12 protein-coding genes are annotated in these 18,576 nt (G+C 68.5%); 1 reads left to right on the plus strand and 11 read right to left on the minus strand.

All coding sequences use genetic code 11. From position 1 onward, the window contains the following. Window positions 1-8: 8 nt before the first annotated feature. The 8 genes from F8D48_RS03585 to F8D48_RS03620 form a co-directional block, all read right to left on the minus strand. Complete coding sequence (locus F8D48_RS03585; protein ID WP_151429991.1) at window positions 9-719, minus strand: response regulator; 711 nt, start codon at window positions 717-719, stop codon at window positions 9-11. Further along, window positions 703-3,534, minus strand: a complete 2,832-nt coding sequence (locus F8D48_RS03590) for a sensor histidine kinase (protein ID WP_151429992.1) — start codon at window positions 3,532-3,534, stop codon at window positions 703-705. Before F8D48_RS03590 ends, F8D48_RS03585 begins: the two co-directional genes overlap by 17 nt. 175 nt (window positions 3,535-3,709) lie before the next feature. Next, window positions 3,710-4,318, minus strand: coding sequence for a potassium-transporting ATPase subunit C (locus tag F8D48_RS03595; RefSeq protein WP_151429993.1), 609 nt, complete (start codon window positions 4,316-4,318; stop codon window positions 3,710-3,712). A 15-nt stretch (window positions 4,319-4,333) separates the two neighbouring features. Next, entirely contained in the window at window positions 4,334-6,559 is a 2,226-nt protein-coding gene (gene kdpB, locus F8D48_RS03600) for a potassium-transporting ATPase subunit KdpB (protein ID WP_151429994.1), read from the minus strand. 15 nt (window positions 6,560-6,574) lie between these two features. Continuing rightward, on the minus strand, window positions 6,575-8,362 hold the full coding sequence (gene kdpA / locus F8D48_RS03605) for a potassium-transporting ATPase subunit KdpA (protein ID WP_151429995.1): 1,788 nt from the start codon (window positions 8,360-8,362) through the stop codon (window positions 6,575-6,577). 487 nt (window positions 8,363-8,849) lie between these two features. Further along, complete coding sequence (tsaD, locus tag F8D48_RS03610) at window positions 8,850-11,312, minus strand: tRNA (adenosine(37)-N6)-threonylcarbamoyltransferase complex transferase subunit TsaD (RefSeq protein ID WP_240806204.1); 2,463 nt, start codon at window positions 11,310-11,312, stop codon at window positions 8,850-8,852. A 283-nt stretch (window positions 11,313-11,595) separates the two neighbouring features. Then, window positions 11,596-12,108: a tRNA (adenosine(37)-N6)-threonylcarbamoyltransferase complex ATPase subunit type 1 TsaE gene (tsaE, locus tag F8D48_RS03615; protein WP_016309350.1), complete on the minus strand. Its 513-nt coding sequence runs from the start codon at window positions 12,106-12,108 to the stop codon at window positions 11,596-11,598. Window positions 12,109-12,310: 202 nt separating this feature from the next. Then, entirely contained in the window at window positions 12,311-13,132 is an 822-nt protein-coding gene (locus tag F8D48_RS03620; RefSeq protein WP_151429997.1) for a formate/nitrite transporter family protein, read from the minus strand. Window positions 13,133-13,469: 337 nt separating this feature from the next. On the opposite strand from F8D48_RS03620, the gene F8D48_RS03625 reads away from it, so the two are divergent. Continuing rightward, a complete protein-coding gene (locus F8D48_RS03625) occupies window positions 13,470-15,164 on the plus strand; it encodes an FAD-dependent oxidoreductase (RefSeq protein ID WP_151429998.1) in 1,695 nt (564 codons plus the stop codon). 39 nt (window positions 15,165-15,203) lie between these two features. Here the strand turns inward: F8D48_RS03625 and F8D48_RS03630 are convergent, their stop codons facing one another. The 3 genes from F8D48_RS03630 to F8D48_RS03640 all read right to left on the minus strand — a co-directional run bounded on the left by F8D48_RS03630 (window position 15,204) and on the right by F8D48_RS03640 (window position 18,228). After that, a complete protein-coding gene (locus F8D48_RS03630) occupies window positions 15,204-16,643 on the minus strand; it encodes a helix-turn-helix transcriptional regulator (protein ID WP_151429999.1) in 1,440 nt (479 codons plus the stop codon). Between the two features lie 110 nt (window positions 16,644-16,753). Next, on the minus strand, window positions 16,754-17,614 hold the full coding sequence (locus tag F8D48_RS03635) for a bifunctional 5,10-methylenetetrahydrofolate dehydrogenase/5,10-methenyltetrahydrofolate cyclohydrolase (protein ID WP_151430000.1): 861 nt from the start codon (window positions 17,612-17,614) through the stop codon (window positions 16,754-16,756). After that, window positions 17,614-18,228, minus strand: a complete 615-nt coding sequence (locus F8D48_RS03640) for a cyclodeaminase/cyclohydrolase family protein (protein ID WP_151430001.1) — start codon at window positions 18,226-18,228, stop codon at window positions 17,614-17,616. The genes F8D48_RS03635 and F8D48_RS03640 overlap by 1 nt, the downstream gene beginning before the upstream one ends. Between the last annotated feature and the right edge of the window lie 348 nt (window positions 18,229-18,576).

Genomic DNA, 18,576 nt, shown 5'->3' on the forward strand with positions numbered 1-18,576 from the left:
GGCGTTACCTATTCCACCCGCATCATGCGATAGCCGATGCCCACATGGGTCTGGAGGTAGACGGGATTGGCGGGATCGGGCTCGATCTTCTTGCGCAAGGTGGCCATGAACACCCGCAGGCTCGGCAGGTCGGAGGCCAGGGCGGCGCCCCACACCTCCTTCAGAATGTAGTTGTGGGTGAGCACCTTCCCCGTATGGCGGGCCATAAGGGCCAGGAGCTTGTACTCGATGGGGGTGAGGTGCAGCTCGGCTCCATCGCGGAGGGCCACGCCGGCGTCGAAATCGATTTCCAGGCCGCCGTTGTGGTACCGCTGGGGCACCTCGGGCGCCGGCTGGTCGTAGGCCTGGCGGCGCAGGGCCACCCGCACCCGGGCCAAGAGCTCCTCCACAGAGAAGGGCTTCGTGAGGTAATCGTCGGCCCCGGCGTCCAGGGCGGCCACCTTGTCGGCGTCCTCTTGGCGGGCCGACAGCACGATGACCGGCGTGCGCGACCAGCCGCGCAGGGCGCCGATGACCTCCACGCCGTCGCGGTCGGGCAGCCCCAGATCCAGAATGACGAGGTTGATGTCGGTCGCGCTCGTCAGCTCCATAAGGGCCGCCGTGGCCGTAGCGGCCTCGCGGTGGGCGTAGCCGTGCACATCGAGGGCCGTGGCCACGAGGTTGCGCACGGCCCCGTCGTCCTCCACCACGAGGATGACGCCCTCATCGTGAACTGCCATAGCTCCCGCCTCCCTCCATCATCGGAACCGCAGCCTCGGGCAGGGTGAAGGAGAACACACAGCCGTGGGGCACGGCGTCGGCCAGGGTTATGTCGCTGCCATGGGCCCGCAGAATCGAGCGGCACAAAGACAGCCCCAGGCCCATGCCGCGGCGGCTGTCGCCCCCCTCGCCCGGAGCAGCGGACCACCCCTCGCCAGCGGCCGTGCCGTGGTAGAACAGCTCGAAGACGCGGGCCTTCTCCCCGTCCGGAATGCCAGGACCGTCGTCGGCCACCGCCACGGCGACGAGAGGCTCGCCCGCGGCCGAGCGCTGGCGCGCCGCCGTCACGCGGATGGTGGAGCCGGGCGGGGTGTAGGCCACGGCGTTGTTCACGAGGTTCACCACCACCTGCACGATGAGCCGTCCGTCCATGGAGGCCATGAGCAGCTCGTCCTCCACTTCCACAGCGATGGCGCGATCGGCCGCCGCGCGGCTGACGTGGCGCAGCGCGTCATCAAGCACGTCAGCCACCAGCTCGGGGGCCCGGGCCACCTCCACGGCACCGTCGTCGAGGCGCGTCACCGACAGCAAGTTCTCCACGAGGTCGATAAGCCAGGTCGCATCCTCGTAGATGTCGGAGGCCAGACGGCGGCGCTGGGCGCCGTCCAGGGCATCGCCCGCGGTCAGGAGCACATCGGCGTCCCCGGAGATGCTCGTGAGGGGCGTGCGCAGATCGTGGGAGATGGCCCGCAGCAGGTTCGACCGCAGAGCCTCCTTCTCGGCCTTCACCGAAAGATTGCGCCGATCTCGGGCCAGAACCAGGGCCTGGGCCTGCTGGCCGCATTCATCGAGAAGGGCGGCCAGCAGGTTGCGCTCGAAGGACCCGAAATCGCCGCTGTCCCGCTCCATGACCAAGCCGGCCACGGCGAACACGCGCTCAGCCGAGCGGATGGGCAGATACAGGCAGCGGGTCTCCCGCAGCGTATCGGTCGTGGCGCCGGCCGGCTCGCCGTTGGCGGCCACCCAGGCGGCCACGGCCCGCTCGCCGGGGGCCGTGAGCGCGGCAGCCTCGGCATCGCCCCCGCCGGTGCCCGGCACGTCGAAGACCCGGGGAGCGGCCAGGCCCGAGGGGGCCAGATCGTCGGCGCGGTAGATGACCACAGGTCGGTCGAGGATCTTCACCACCTGGGCGGCGGCCGTCTCGAGGCAGCCGTCCAGGGTAGAGGCGGCCTGGAGCTTGCGGCTGCTCTCCAAGAGCACTTCGGTACGGTAGGAGCGGCGGGCCGCCTGAGCCGCCTGGCGCTTGAGGCGGATAGCCAGCGACGAGGCCGCCAAAGTGCCCATGAGCAGGAAGGCGAAGATCACCGGGGCCGACAGGCCGTAGGCATGGAAGGTGAAGCGCGGGGCCGTGAAGAAGAAGTTGTAGGCCACCACGCTGCCCAGAGCTGCCAGCACCGCATAGAGGAAGCCGTCGGCCCGGGTAGCTACGAGCAGGGCCACGAGCAGATAGACCATGAGCACCACCGAGGTGGCGGGGCTCACGGCCCAGGCCACCGCGCTCACGGCCGTGGCCAGGGCCACGGCCCCCAAGGCCCGGACCCCGTCGGCGGCCGTGGGCCTAAATCCCGTGGAGGCGTGGAGGCGCTTGAGCACCGAGGGAGCGTCCACGGCCGGCACCGCCGTGACCACCGCCTCGGGAGCGGCCCGCATGAGCCGCCAGGCCACCTCCCCCCGTCCGAAGAGCCGCGAGCGGCCGGTGCCGGCGGGCACCACGATGCGGCGGATACCGGCCGTGGCGGCGTAGAGGGCCAAGGGCTGCACGGGATCGTCGCCCGCGAGGGTGACCACGCGGGCGCCGAGCTCCTCGGCGAGGGCCACGGCCCGCTTGCGCCCCTCCACCTCATCGGGGGCGGCGGCCTCCTCGGGCGATTCCACGACGAGGGCCGTCAGAGTGCCGTGGGCGGCCTCGGCCAGGGCAGCTGCCGTGCGGATGACCCGGGCGGCAGCGTCCTCGCCGCTCACCAGCACGAGCACGTCCTCGCCCCCGGCCGCATGGGGCACCGCCGAGGTGGGAGCGTTGCGGGTGAGGCGATCGGCCGCCCGGCGCAGGGCCACCTCGCGCAGGGCGGCGAGGTTGGTACGGGAGAAGAAGTGCGCCAGCGCCGTGCCCACCCGCTCCGGGGCGTAGATCTTGCCCGCCCGCAGGCGCTCGATAAGGTCGGCCGGCTCCAAATCCACGAGCTCCACCGAATCGGCAGCGTCGAAGATGCGGTCGGGGATGCGCTCGGAGGGGGCCACGGCGGTGATGGCGGCGATCTTGTCGTTGAGCCCCTCGAGGTGCTGTACGTTCACCGTGGTGTACACGTCGATGCCGGCGCGGAGCAGCTCCTCCACATCCTGGTAGCGCTTGCGGTGGCGGCATCCCGGCGCGTTGCTGTGGGCCAGCTCGTCCACGAGCACGATCTGGGGACGGCGCGCCAGGGCCCCATCCAGGTCGAACTCCCGCAGGGCGATGCCGCGGTGGGACAGCTCGCGGCAGGGCAGCACCTCGAGCCCTTCCACGAGGGCCAGGGTGTCGGCACGGGTGTGGGGCTCCACATAGCCCACCACGATGTCGGCGCCGGCCTCCTGGGCCCGATGGGCCTCGCTCAGCATGGCGTAGGTCTTGCCCACCCCGGCCGCGTAGCCGAAGAACACCTTCAGCGTCCCCCGACCGGTCGGAGCGGCGGCCTCCTCCTCGCGCAGGCGGTGCAGGATGGCCTCCGGATCGCGACGCGCCTCGGCCGCCTCCCCATTGTCGAACCCAAGCGCCACCGCAACCTCCTTCCTCTCCATTGCTTACCGTATCCATCATCCTATCACTGGCCGCAGCCCCGATGGTTTCGTTCACTTAACAGTTAATCAATCTAAGGAAACGGGGAAGCGCCCCGAGAAGCCAGTGAGGCTCCGGCAGGTGCCTGCCGGAGCCTCAGCGTCGGAGTAATACGCTCGTCCCGCCAGGACGGACGTATTACATGATGCCGTCCAGCATGAGGTTCACCTTCAGCACGTTCACCCGGGCCTCCCCGATGGCGCCGAGCAGGGGCCGTTCGGTGCACTGGCGGATGATGGCCCGCACCTCCTCCTCAGTGCGACCGCAGGCCGCAGCCACGCGCCCTACCTGGTACTCGGCGGCGGCCGGCGAGATGTGCGGGTCGAAGCCGGAGCCCGACACGGTCACCAGCTCGCTCGGCACCGGCGCGTCGCCCTGGTCGGGATGGGCCGCGCGCACGACCTCCACCCGCGCGGCCACGCGCTCGGCAAACTCGTCGCTGGCGGGACTTAGGTTCTCGGGGCCGTACCACAGAAGCCGCTCGCCGTCCTCCCCAGTGAACGTGGAGGCATCGGCCACGGTAGGGCGCCCCCACAGATGGCCGGGATCGCTGAAGGGCTGGCCCACCAGGGCGCTCCCGTAGGTCACGCCGTCCACCTGGATGAGCGATCCCGCGGCTTGGGCCGGAAAGGCCGCTGCGGCCACGCCGCAGATGGCGAGGGGGTACAGAACCCCGAGCAGCGCCGTGGCCGCCAGCACGAGGACCGCCGAGCGCAGGATGGCGCGCGCCCACTGATTTCCATGCATGATTCTCTCCTTTCCCTAGGCCACACCCAGGGCCACGAGGGCCATATCCAGCGCTTTGATGGCCACAAAGGGCACCGCCACGCCACCAAGGCCGTACACCGCGAGGTTGCGGGCCAGAAGCGAGGCCGGCGTGCCCTCGCGGTACTTCACGCCGCGCAAAGCCAGCGGAATGAGCGCCACGATGATGAGGGCGTTGTACAGAATGGCCGCGAGCATGGCCGAGGCGGGGCTGGCCAGGTGCATGATGTTCAGCACCTCCAGGCCCGGGTACAGCGGCACCAGCAGCGCCGGGATCACCGCGAAGTACTTCGCCAGGTCATTGGCGATGGAGAACGTGGTCAGGCTGCCGCGGGTCATGAGCAGCTGCTTGCCGATGCGCACGATCTCGATGAGCTTGGTGGGCGAGGAATCCAGGTCCACCATGTTGCCCGCCTCCTTGGCCGCCTGGGTGCCGGAGTTCATGGCCACGGCCACATCGGCCTGGGCCAGGGCCGGCGCGTCGTTGGTGCCGTCACCGGTCATGGCCACGAGGTGCCCCTCGGCCTGGTAGCCGCGAATGGCCGCCAGCTTCGCCTCGGGGGTGGCCTCGGCGATGAAGTCGTCCAGCCCCGCCTCGGCGGCGATGGCCGCGGCCGTGAGCGGGTTGTCGCCGGTGACCATGACGGTCTTGATGCCCATGGCGCGCAGGTCGGCGAAGTTCTCGCGGATGCCCGACTTGATGACGTCCTTCAAATGGATGACCCCGAGCACCTTCCCGTCCCGGGCCACCACGAGCGGGGTGCCGCCGGCCCGGGCCACCCCGTCGGCGATGGCCGCGGTCTGGGCGCTGTAGCGGCCCCCGCGCTCCTCCACGTAGGCCCGCACGGCATCGGCGGCCCCCTTGCGAATTTCGTGGCCGCCGAAGTCCACGCCACTCATGCGCGTTTGGGCCGTGAAGGGCACCACGGTGAAGCCCGCTCCGGCCAGGGTGCGCTCGCGGATGCCGAAGCGCTCCTTGGCGAGCACCACCACAGAGCGGCCCTCGGGGGTCTCGTCGGCCAGGCTCGCCAGCTGGGCGGCGTCGGCCAGGTCGCGCTCGCTGGCGCCGTCCACGGGCAGGAAGGCCGCGGCCTGGCGGTTGCCCAGGGTGATGGTGCCGGTCTTGTCCAGCAGCAGCACGTCCACATCGCCGGCCGCCTCCACGGCCCGGCCGCTCGTGGCCAGCACGTTGGCCCGGTTCAGACGGCTCATGCCGGCAATGCCGATGGCCGACAGCAGCGCGCCGATGGTGGTGGGCGCCAGGCACACGAACAGGGCCACAAGCGAGGTGAGTCCCACGGGATTCGCCTCGCCGGCCTGGGCGGCCGCGAACGACCCGAAAGCGTACAGGGCCACCGACACGGTCAAGAACACCAGGGTGAGCGCGATGAGCAGCAGCTCTAAGGCCCGCTCGTTGGGGGTCTTCTTGCGGGCCGCCGACTCCACCATGGCGATCATCTGGTCGAGGAAGCTCGCACCGGGCTCGGCCGTCACCCGGGCCACGAGCCAGTCGGAGAGCACCGTGGTGCCCCCGGTGAGCGCCGAGCGGTCGCCGCCGCTCTCGCGCACCACCGGGGCCGATTCGCCGGTGATGGCGCTCTCGTCCACGCTGGCCGCGCCCATGAGGATCTCGCCGTCGGCGGGCACGGCCTCGCCGGCGCACACGAGGTACACGTCCCCTCGGGCAAGCTCGGTGGAGCACACCGCGCACGAGGCGTCCCGCAGCAGGGCGAGCGGATCGTCGGCCCCCTCGGCCAGGGCCAGGGCGGCCCCGTCGATGCGCCGGGCCCGCACATCTCGCTTGGCCGAGCGCAGGGCATCGGCCTGGGCCTTGCCCCGCCCCTCGGCCAGGGCCTCGGCGAAGTTGCCGAAGAGCACCGTGGCCCACAGGATAGCGGCAACGGCCGCGATGTAGCCTGCCGGCGCGTCGGAGATGCCGCCCAGGGCCAGCAGGAACAGCGCCGTGGTCAAGAGGGCCGACAGGTACACCATGAACATCACGGGGTTCTTGGCCTGGTCCCGCACCGAGAGCTTCTTCACGGCCCCGCGCAGGGCCCGACCTACCGGGGACGCCCCCGCAGCCGGCGCGCCCCGGCGCGCCGCACCGCAGCCGGCGCCGGCGGCCGGACCGAGGAGGGCCCCGGTGCCCGCGTCATTTCCCGCGCCCGGCTCACTTTCGACCGCCGCGCGGAGATCCTTCCCGCTCTTTGCCAACGTCGTCATAGCGCACTGCCTTTCCTACGCGAGGGCGCCGAGCTGCTCGGCCACAGGCCCCAGGGCCAGGGCCGGCAGCAGCGTGAGGGCGCCCACGAGCACGATGATCATCAGGAGGAGGAACACGAACAGGGGGCTCGCCGTGGAGAGCGACCCGGGACCGGCGGCCACCGGCTCGCGCCGGGCCAGGGAGCCGGCCAGCGCGAGGGCGCAGGCCACGGGGATGAGGCGGCCGGCCGCCATGGCCCCGGCCAGCACGATGTTCACGAGCGGAGCATCGGCGTCCAGCCCGGCGAGGGCCGAGCCGTTGTTGGCCCCGGCCGAGACGGCAGCGTAGAGCACCTCGGTGAAGCCGGCAGGACCGCCCTCGCCCGCGGGCACGGCCCCAGCGGGGGCCAGGCAGAGCCCGGCGGCCGCGAGCAGGATCACAAGGGCCGGGGCCGTCACCATCACCACGGCGGCACGCATCTCGGTCGGGCCGATCTTCTTCCCCAGGTACTCGGGGGTACGGCCCACCATGAGGCTCGCGATGAACACCGTGAGCACGGCAAATCCCACCAGGGCCGCCAAGCCCGTGCCGGCCCCGCCGCCCACCACCTCGCCAAGCCCCATGAACACCAGCGGCACCAGCGTGCCCAGGGGCGTGAGCCCCTCCAGGGAGGCGTTGGTCGACCCGTTAGCCGCCGCCGTGGTGAACGCGGTCCAAATGGCGGAGCCGGCCGTGCCGATGCGGCACTCCTTCCCCTCCATGTTGCCAGCGGCCTGGGAAAGCGAGCCGGTGTAGACGGCCCCGTCCTGGGAAAGCTGGGGCGTGGCCCGAAACTCCGCCCCCACGAGCACGGCGGTGCCGATGGCCAGCAGGATGAGCACGCAGGCCAGCAGCGCCCGCCCCTGGCGCCGGTCGGCCACCATGCGCCCGAAGCTGAGGATGAGGGTGAAGGGCAGCAGCAGAATGGCCAGGCACTCGAGCAAGTTCGCCAGGGGCGTGGGGTTCTCCAGGGCCGAGGCGGAGTTCGCCCCGTTGAAGCCGCCGCCGTTGGTGCCCAGCTGCTTGATGGCCACCTGGGAGGCCTGGGGGCCCAGGGGCACCACGGCCTCGGTCACCTCCTCCACGGCCGCCGGATCGTCGGCGGCCACCACATTGCCGGCCTCGTCCACGGCCACGGGCTCCAGCAGCTGCACGGTCTCGTAGCCCTGGAAGGTCTGGGGCACGCCCTGGGAAGCCAGGGCTATGGAAAGCACGAGGGAGAGGGGCAAAAGCACACAGAGGATCACGCGGATCACATCGGCGAAGAAGTTCCCGAGCCGCCCGTCGCCGGCCGACCACAGTCCCCGCATGAGGGCGAAGGCCACGGCAATGCCCACGGCCGGGGACAGGAAGTTCTGCACAGCCAGGCCCGCGGCCTGGGACAAGTAGCTGAGGTGCGATTCCCCCGCCACGGCCTGCCAATCGGTGTTGGTCGCGAAGCTCACGGCCATGTTCAGGGCCGTATCGGCGGGCAGCCCCCCGAAGCCCTCGGGGTTGGCGGGCAGGGCCCCCTGGGCCACGAGCAGCAGGAACAGCCCCGCGATGGACACCCCCGTAAAGGCCACGACGCACACCAGATAGCGCCTCCAGCCCATGGAGTCGTCCGGGTTCACCCGCAGAAGGCGGAAGGCGCCGCGCTCCACCGGGCCGATGATGCGGCGGGCCCGGGCCTGGCGCCCCTCCATCACGTTCACGAGGTAGCCGGAAAGCGGCACCGCGCAGGCCACCAGCAGGGCCCCGTAGGCCGCCGCCGTGAACAGGGCCGCGCTCACCTCCCCGCTCATCGCCCGTCACCGTCCCTCAACAGCAGTACCGCGAGGTACGCCATCGCGGCCAGGGCCAGCACGCCCACCGCCGCCGTCACATACGCCATGGCGCTCCCCTTTCGCTCAGGGCCCCGCAGGGCCGCACCGTCACAGGCGGTGCGGTGCCGTTCTCGGCCTTCCGCACCGGATGGAACCTAGTCTAGGAAAAAGGGGATAAACGCGCCCTTAAGGTTCGCGCTCGGGTATTAAGGGAGTATTAAGACAGGCGGGATGCCCTGGCGTCGCGGAAGGGGAGGGCCCGCGGCGGCCGACTTCGCGCTGATCCCTTTCCGAATGCGGCAACAGAAGCAGAGAAGCTGATGCACGCAGGCCGGCACCATCCCGCCATCGCTGCTGCTGAAGTGGAATCTGCTTCTTAACGGCCGCATTCTCCAAGGGGCGCTCAGACGTCCGCCGCGGGCCCTCCCCTTCCGCAGCGGAACGTCACCAGTACGGGTTTGATGGCTCAGTAGGGCTGCTCCAAATCGCCGTGGGCCGCCGCATCGGTGGAAAGGGGCGAGAAAGCCCCGGCGCGATAGCGGTCGAGGGCCACTTCCGCGATCATGCCGGCGTTGTCGCCGCAGGAGGCCAGCGGGGGCATCACGAGCCGCACCCCCAACTCGGCGCAGAGCCGCTCGTAGGCCGCCCGCAGCGTCGGGTTGGCCGCCACGCCGCCGCCGAGGCAGAACGTCGGCGCCCCGGTCTTTTCCAGGGCCGTCCGGGCCTTGGCCACCTGCACGTCCACCACAGCGGCCGTGAAGCTCGCGCAGATGTCGGGCACGTTCAGCGGGCGGCCCGCCTCGCGCTCGTTGTTGATGTAGGTGACCACGGCGGTCTTCAAGCCTGAAAGCGAGAAGCGCAAATCTCCCGAATGCAGCATGGCCCGGGGGAAGGAAATGGCCGCGGGGTCGCCCTCGGCGGCGAACTTCGACACCACCGGGCCGCCTGGATAACCGAGCCCCAGGGCCTTGGCCACCTTGTCGAAGGCCTCGCCTACCGCGTCGTCGATGGTGGCACCGAGCACGCGGTAGTCGCCCCAGCCGGCCATATACACGAGCATGGTGTTGCCGCCGGACACTAGCGACACCACCGCCGGGGGAGCAAAGTCCTCCAGGCCGATCTTGTTGGCGTAGAGGTGCCCCTCCAGGTGGTTCACAACGATGAAGGGAAGATCGGCGCCCCAGGCCGCCCCCTTGGCGAAGGCCACCCCCACCACGAGCGCTCCCACGAGCCCCGGGGCATAGGTGACGGCCACGGCATCCAGGTCGCGCCAGGCCAGGGCGGCGCAGCCGAGGCTTTCCGCGGCCCGGTCCAGGGCCTCGTCGCACACGCCGCAGATGGCCTCGATATGCTTGCGGCTGGCAATCTCGGGCACCACTCCGCCGAAGCGGGCGTGGAAGTCCACCTGAGTCGCCACCACATCGGAGCGCAGCGCACCCGTACCGTCGATGACGGCGGCTGCCGTCTCGTCGCAGGACGACTCAATGGCGAGGATGAGCGGACGCATTGCGGCCACCGCCTCCCCTTCCGGAATGCCTCCGCTGGGCGCCGTTCCCGGCCCTGGCTCGGACGCGGGCGCCGGTGCAGCCGGCTCCCCGTTGGGTAGGGCCGCCAGGGCCAGGGTGGGTAGCGGGCCCGTCATGATGACGGCATCCTCTCCGTCGGAATAGTAACGCGGGCGCTTCCCCGCCACAGTCAGGCCGAGAGCCCCGTAGAGCGCCTGGGCGCCCGCGTTGGCCGCGCGCACTTCCAGCGAGCAGGTGCGGGCCCCCAGGTTGCGCGCGTCGTCGGCCACGCGGGCCAGCAAGGCACGCGCGATGCCGTGGCGGCGCCAAGCGGGATCCACCCCCACCTTCAGGATCTGCACGTCGCCGTCCACTACCCAGCCGCCGGCATAGCCCACCAAGGGCGCGTCGGCCGTAAGCGGCATCTTCGGGTCGGCGGCGTAGGCGGCCCACCACACGCGGTCGACCCGTCCCAGCTCGTCGACCACCAGAGCCTCGCTCCATGCGTCGGTTCCCATCACCGCGGCTTCCAGGGCCGCCACGTCGGCTCCGTGCCGCGCGTCCAGGGGCTTGTAGGCAATGCCCTCGCCGTTGGCCCGGGCGTTGGCGATGGCCGTGTCGTTCATGGTCACATGCTTGCTGCCGCGCTTGCCCGCCAGGGCGTCGTCGGCCCGGGCCAGGCGCTGCCGCTCGTTCTCCTCGGCGTCGGACAGGCGCGTGTACACCGGCAGCAGCAGACCGGGATCGTGCCGGCGCGCGTCGAGGGGGTCGCACTGTCCCGCCCGCCAGGCCGCCTGCACCGCCTGCAGCAGGCCGCAGCCCGTCGGCGCCCACCGGTCCTCGGGCGCGAAGGGGCCCGCGCCGGCGAACAAGTCGCCGTACTTGCGCAGTCCGTCGCCGGCAACGAAATCAGCCGGGCCGCCCGCAGCCAGCTCTTCGGCGGCCTCGGCGGCCTTCACCACCCGGTCGGCCGTCAGGCGCACGGCGCCGTCATCGGTCAGCGAGAAGCGCACCGGGTACACCTCCCGGCGCATGGCGTCGGCCACCACCGCACCGGTGCCGCGCAGACCCGCGTCCCACAGGCCCCAAGCCACGGCATCCAAGGAAGAGACCCCCACAAGGGCGGCGCCCAGGGCGCTCGCAATGCCCTTGGCCGTGGCGAGGGCGATGCGCACGCCGGTAAACGACCCTGGCCCGCGGCCCACGACCACGCAGGCGATCTCGTCGCGGGCCGCGCCCGCTTCGGCGCACAGGCGATCGATGCGGGGAACGAGCTGAGTGTTCGAGGCCCGCCGCGCCTCCACTTCCGCCGAGGCCACGACCGTCACCGCGGACCTGTCGGCATCGAGCAGCCCGAGCCCCAGGGCAATGACCTCGTTGGCGGTGTCGAAAGCGAGAACGAAGGAGCGCGCAGCTGTACTCACGGAAACCTCTTCCATGCCGTATCGGTATTTCGTTCCGGTATTGTACCGCAGCCCCCGCGGCCCGCCGAGCGGCACGGGCCGCGACGCGCGACTGCCGACGCGAGATGCAAAAAATGACGGTTGAGCGAGTTCGTCTGCGACCACAAGCATGCTCGAGCGAGGTTTTGGCCCGGAAAGGGAGGCGCGCCGGCCTCCTCGGCTCGCGAAAACGTCATTTCCCGCATCTCGCGGCCCTTGGCTCGCCGCAGGCGAAACACAGGACAGCAGCCGGCGGCACAGGCGCCTACAGCTTACACTTCCCCAAACGCGCCTTGGAGTCGTTGGCCCACACGCACAGAAGCTGACGAGCGCGGCTGCCGTAGGAATGGGCCACGATACGGCGAGACTCGTCGGACTCAACGGTGACAGTCAGCTCCAGGTAGTCGTAGGGCATGTCCTCGGGGAACTTCTCGGCCCATTCCACGAAGGCAACTCCGTCGCCGTCGCCGTCGATGGCGCTGTAGTAGTCGATGTCCTCCAGCTGGAAACGATCGTCCAGCCGGTACAGATCATAATGGCGCACGGGAATGCGGCCCTCGCCGTATTCCAGCAGAATGTTGAAGGTGGGACTCGTGACCGGCGAGCGCACGCCGAGGGCGGCGGCCACCCCCTGCACGAACTGGGTCTTACCGGCGCCCAAGTCGCCATCGAGCACCACCACATCGCCCGGATGCAGGTAGGGCGCCAACGTGGAGGCGAGCTGCTTGGTCGCCTCGGGGGTGGAAGTGGTGCGCTGGTATGTCAGTCCGTTTGCCATGGCCCTATCTTACGGCCCGCGCCCCATAGCGCAAGTCCCGCCAGGGCAAACGCGCAAAACCCGACCGAATTACCCATATTCCTTACGATTTCTTAGGCTGGGGGCCCTACAGCGGTTCTCGCCGAGAAGACCGGTGCCGCCTCCGCCAGACGGCACGCCGTTCCCGCTCGCGCCCGCTTGCCCGCGCGATGCCCCGGGAAAGCTACTTCGCGGACTTGGTGCGATGACAGGCGTACATGGTCGCGCCCACGAGCACGCCGCCCACGATGTTGCCGAGCGTGACGGGAATGAGGTTCGCCGCGATGAAGTCCCCGAAGGTGAGCAGGGCCGTGTTGATGCCGGCCGCGTCGATCATGCCGGTGTAGGCCGGGTTCATATAGGCGAAGATGCCCGCCGGCACATAGTACATGTCGGCCACGCAGTGCTCGAGGCCGGCCAGCACAAACCCCATGATGGGGAAGAAGATACCGAGGATGCGACCGGCGGTGTCCTGGGCGGTGTTGGCCTGGTACACCGCGATGCACACCATGAGGTTGCAGAAGATGCCCAGCACGAAAGCGTTCGCCCACGGCAGCCCGTTCTTTGCGGCCGCCACCTTGGCCGTGTACACGGCCAAGTCGCCCCCGCCGATGTTCAACTGGCCGAAGAACGCCATGCAGGCGGCCAGAAGCACCGCGCCCACGAGGTTGCCGGTGAACACGATGCCCCAATTGCGCAGCAGACGCCCCCAGGTGATGCGGCCGTCCAGCGCCGCCGTGATCATAAGGGCGTTGCCCGTGAACAGCTCGGTGCCCATGAGGATGACCATCATGAGTCCCACGGGGAAGATGAGGCCCGATACGAGGCGCACCATGCCGGCGTTGTCGAGGGCGTGGGCCGCCGTGGAGGAGGTCACGCCGCCTAGGCCGATGAGCAGACCTGCGGCCACGGCGAGGACGAACAGGCGCCACGCCGGCGATGCCGCCTTCCCCACCGAAGCCTTCATGTAGTTGTCGGTGATCTCGGTGGGCGTGAAGATGGGCATGGTCGCTCTCCTTCTCGTGAATGTCAGTGAAAGACATATCATTTCACGAGAAAGCCCCTGACGCTGCGTCATCATTGCGCCAATCGGCTGACGGCGCGACCTCCTTTGTCTTTTCCCGCAATTCCCATCCAACTTAGCACGGCGAATGCGAAGATGCGGGCACTGTTTCCAAAAGCGCCTCCATACAGGTGCTTCCCCATTTTATGGGAAGCACTCCGAGCAAAACTATCCCCATTCCATGGGAAGCGCGAGCCGGCTTCATGGGCCATGATGATCACTGGCAAGAGACGTTCGGGCACCGCAGTCCGCGTCCAAGAAACAGTGCAAGGAGGGACTCATGCAGACCATGGATCGCAGAATGTTCATCAAAGGCGGCATCGGCGCAGCGGCCGGAACCGCCCTGCTGGGAATGGCGGGGTGCGCCCCATCCGCCACTGCAAGCGGGAAATTGGCCGACACCGCAAACGACGAGCTTCCCACCGACCTCAAGGAGAGCGACTTCGATTTCAGCATCGTAGAGCGCGAGCCGATCACCGAGTTCGCCGCCGAGGAAACCTACGACATCGTCGTAGTAGGCGCGGGCTGCGCCGGCGTGCCCGCCGTACTTACCGCCGTGGAAGAGGGCGCAAAGGTAGCCTGTCTCCAGAAAGAGGCCGTGGTGTCCGCCAATGGCAACGGTTGCTCCTTCGTCGCAAAAGAGCACTCCACCCCCGCCGGCATCAAGCGCTGGCGCAGCGACTGGGCCCGCCTTAACGACTGGAGGATCAACAACGACTTGTTCGACTACTATGTGGAATACGCCGAGGAAGCCGTGCCGTGGGTGATATCCCAGGGCCGCTCCGTCGGCATCGAGCCCATCGAGTTCCTCACCGACAGCTCCATCCGCTACGATGACGGCAGCGTTGTCGCCGTTTGCGACGCGACCCAAGCCTCGAATCAGGACCTCATGACCGCTCTCGCCCAAAAGGCAGCCGACGGCGGTGCCACGTTCTACTACGAAACCCCCTGCGTGCAGCTCGTCCAGGAAGAGGACGGCACCATCACCGGCGCCATCGGCAAGCAAAAAGACGGCACCTATGTGAAGCTCACCGCCACAAAGGGCGTAGTGCTGGCCGCCGGCGATTACATGAACAACGAGTCTATGGTGGATCGGAACATGCGCGATGCGTCCATGTTCCCCCTCTGCCTGGTCAACCACACAGGTGACGGGCACATCCTCGGCATTCTGGCAGGCGGGCGCATGGCACCGCTCGGACACGCCCGGCAGATCCACACCAACTATATCGGCCCCTTCATGTTCTATCCCTTCCTGGCCCTCGATGTCAACGGCAAGCGCTTCTGCAACGAAACCATTCCGATGAGCAGCCTGAACATCTCCATGTCCGCCACCTACAAACCCGAGGATCGCGGCATCCACTACCGCATCTTCGACTCTAAGACCGAAGGCGCCGTGGAGGGCATCCCCGGCGTACCGCCGGTGGCCCTCGTAGGCGAGGGCAGCGCCTGGATGGATCCCGAAACGGTGGTGTCGGGGAATACCCTCGAGGAGCTCTGCGAGGCGGCCGGCATTCCCGTCCAGGAGGGAGTGGCCAGCATCGAGCGATACAACGAGCTGTGCGCCAAGGGCGCCGACGACGATTTCGGCGTGGCCGGATCCGACATGGCGGCCATAGACACTCCCCCGTTCTTCTGCATCAAGGGAGATGTGGGCATCTCGGGCATCAACGCCGGTATCATGGTGGACAACCGCTACCGAGTGACCGACGGCGAGGGCAATCCCATTCCCGGCCTCTACGCCGCCGGCATCCAGGCGGGCAACCCCTGCGGGGGCATCAACTGGAACATGCCGGGCGGCTTCTCGAACGCGCATATCTTCACCGCCGGACGCTACACCGTCATCCACGCGCTAACTGGGGACATGACACCCTCGAACCCGGCGAGCTTCGATTCTATCGCCGACTCCTTCATCGGGGAAGACGGCGGCTACGCCTGGGACAGCCCCGCTTGCGCCACGGCCATCTCGGTCTGGTAATCGACCACTTTTCGCCCTCCCCCCCTGCGACCGGGCCCCTCAGCGGGCCCGGTCGCCTTTGTCCACAGCCTCGTTCACCATGTCGATGAGCTCTTGACGCGAGTGCACGCCGAGCTTTCGATAGAGGCTCTTTGCATAGGTTTGGATGCTGTTCACCGACAGGAACAAGCGCTCGGCAATCTTTTTCTGGGTGTTACCGCGGTAGAGCAGCCCGAGCACTTCGCTCTCCCGCTCGCTCAAGCCATGTTCGTCGGCCAGAGCGGCGATAACCGCCGACACATCGATGGCGCCCGCAAGGTACCCAGAGCGCGCGGGATCCGCACCGTCAAGGCGCAGTCGCACGAACCAGAGCATCCCCAGCGTCATGACAAAGGCCGTAACGAGCATGACGGCATTGACGACTGAATCCATCTGCGCGGAAGGGAGCCCGACAAGTCCGATGGCGTGAATGGCGCAATCGACGGCAACGGTGAGCATGGGCGCGACAACCGCGGACTGCCACCAAGGAAGACCCCGCGCGCGCATCCCCTCTTGAACCGCCACCCACAGCAGCATGATGGCCATGGGACGGCTCGACAGGATCAAAGCTCGGCATAGGACGGCCAGCGGCGCATACAGCAGGGCGGTGCAATAGAGGCAGGCGATGCAGAGGATGAAGAAACCGAGCCACGGATAGCCCGCGCGACCCTGGCGCCATGCAGCGAATGCGCAGAGGCAAAAAGCCGGGTAGAGCCCAAGGGCGATGGCGCAATGGATCCATCCATCGGAAAACCACGTCTCACCCCGAGCCACCGACGAGAGGCTCATGAACGCCCCGCTTCCCAGCAGGTAGCACAGTAGAATGGCAGCCGCGAGCGCAGCAGCACGACCCGAAAGCGACAACGCAGGGCGTGGCGGAGACGGCGGCTCGGAATCACTGCGGCCGAGGCGGCCGAGAATCACCAGGAAGACACCGCCCAAGGCGGGCATGAGCGGGTTGGAGATCTCCCCGGTGGGCAGAGGATCCGTAAGCGCCACGATAGCCTCGCCGATCAGGAACGACAGGAACAGGGAGAGGGCGAGCATGACGGCGTTGTCCCGAGAAGACAAGCGCCGCGATGCCCCCGCAAGGGCAACGGCGACCACCACGCCATAGATCGCCACGATGGCGGGGTAGGCGACCATCAGCCAAAGCGGTATCGCTCCGATATGAGCGCTGACAATGAGCGCGGCGCCGCAGGCAAGCAGCGCGGCGCCGGACCCAACGACAGCCATCGTGCTTTCGGCCACCCGCTCGGCCAGACCGTCACGAAGCGCTACGAGAACCCCGCCTGAAAGGGCCATCGTAATGAGCGTGACAACGTTGCTGGCGAATACAGGGGCCGCATCGTAGGAGGTATAGGATTCGGGCACTACGTTCGACGGGTAGGGAAACAGCACGAACAACGCCCAAAAGCAGGCGTAGGCCAACGCGAGCAGCAGGATACGCAGCTTGTTCAACCTCTCTCCCCTCGAATCAGAACCGGTCGCGCGCGGCCCCAGGGGGCCGCCACCATTATACCCGCCATCTGCCCCCAAGGGGCAAGGCTCGTTTCACGAGTCGTCCGCCCCTAGCGCTGCCCAGCCTCGGCCGCCTGCACCACATGGGCCATGGTAACCGTGGTGGTCACGCCGCCGAGGCCCCGGGGCACCGGCGTGATGGCGCCTTCGGGCCCCAGCACGGATTCCACGGCGTCGAAGTCCACATCGCCGCAGAGGTTGCCCGCCTCGTCGAAGTTGATTCCCACGTCGAGCACCGTCTGGCCCGGCGCGAAGTACTCCGGCCCGAAAGCGCGGGCCCGGCCCGTGGCGCACACGACGATGTCGGCCTCGCGGGTATGGGCCGCCGCGTCGGCGGTACGGGAATGGGCTAGGGTGACCGTGGCGTGGCGGGCCAAGAGCATCATGGCCACGGGCCGCCCGATCACCAGGCTGCGACCGAGCACCACCACCCGCTTGCCCTTAACGGGAATGTCGTAGAAGTCCAGGGTCTCCAGACAGGCCCGGGCCGTGGCCGGGGGAAAGCCCTCCCCCGTATCGGCGAACACCCCGGCCAGCGATGCCGAGCCGATGCCGTCGATGTCCTTTTCCGGGGCCAGTCGATCGCACACGGCCCGCTCGTCCATGGAGGGGGGCAAGGGGCGGAACATGAGGCAGCCGTGGATGCCGTCGTCGGCGTTCACCGCATCGATCACCGCTTCCAGCTCGCCTTGGGGGGCATCGGCCGGCAGCTCGAAGCGGCGCACGGCGAGCCCCAAGGCCTCGGCCCGCTTGCACGCGGTGCGCTCGTAGGACAGATCGTCCGGACGCACTCCCACCCGCACGATGGCCAGCGTCGGAGTCACGCCGACCGCGGACAGGCGCTCGATGCGGGGCGCCAGATCGTCGACCAGGGCCGCCGACACTTCCTTGCCAGTGAGCAGCTTCGCCATTATCCCAGCCTCTCCACCACGTCGGCATACACATCGTCGGCCAGGGCGCTGCCAGCGGCGATGAGGTCCTCCATCTGCTCGCGATAGGCGGCGGCCCGGGCCTCGTCGTCCATGGAGCCGATGTTGATGCGCACGTTCAGGCTGGCCGCCAGAAGGGCCGCCTTTGCCAGCACCGCCCCAGCTCCGGCATCGGACACGGCCAGTACCGAGCCGTGGCAGCCCAGGAACACGCAGGACTCGATTACCTGCACGCACTGGCGCATAATCTCCAGCGGCACCTCGCAGGCATCCACGAGGGCCACTTGCAGGGCCGCACGCTGAGCAGCGGCTTCCTCCTCGGTGCCGCGCGGCAGCCCGTAAGCGGCGGCCAAGGGCGCGAAGGCCTCGGCATCGGCATCGATGAGCTCCAAAAGGCGCAAGCGCGTGGCCTCCAATTCCAACAGTTCGGCCTGCACGCGCTCCTCCACGTCAGCGTACTTCTTTTTCCCCACGGTGAGGTTGCCCACCATGGAGGCCAGGGCACTCGCCAGGGCCCCCACGTAGGCGCTCGCCCCGCCACCGCCCGGTGTGGGCGCCTTCGACGCCAGCGCCTCGATGAACTCGGTGTTTACCATGATTCTCCCAATCGCACGCTTCGACCCATTGTCTTTCGTAAAAAAATCAGCTATACTGCAAGGGCACTGGCAAAGCCCGTAGGTTGCTAGCCTGGGTACGGGCGGCGCGGTGTTGACGATTAAGCCCGGTTGCCGCCGGGCTTTTTACTGTTCTCCCGCTCCATCCGATTGCTTATACTTCCATCGCTCGTACCTGTCGAGCCCCATAAGCGCCAGGGCCATCCAGTTGGGCAGTGCCGTTAAAACGAGAATGAGAACTTCTTTCAGCATAAGGCGTCACTCCTCTCTCAAGAAGCGCCGCCCGCATCGGACTTTGCCAGTGCCGCCATTCTAACACGAAAACAGCCC

It is taken from the genome of Adlercreutzia muris (genome assembly GCF_008831045.1).
GTDB lineage: Bacteria > Actinomycetota > Coriobacteriia > Coriobacteriales > Eggerthellaceae > Adlercreutzia > Adlercreutzia muris.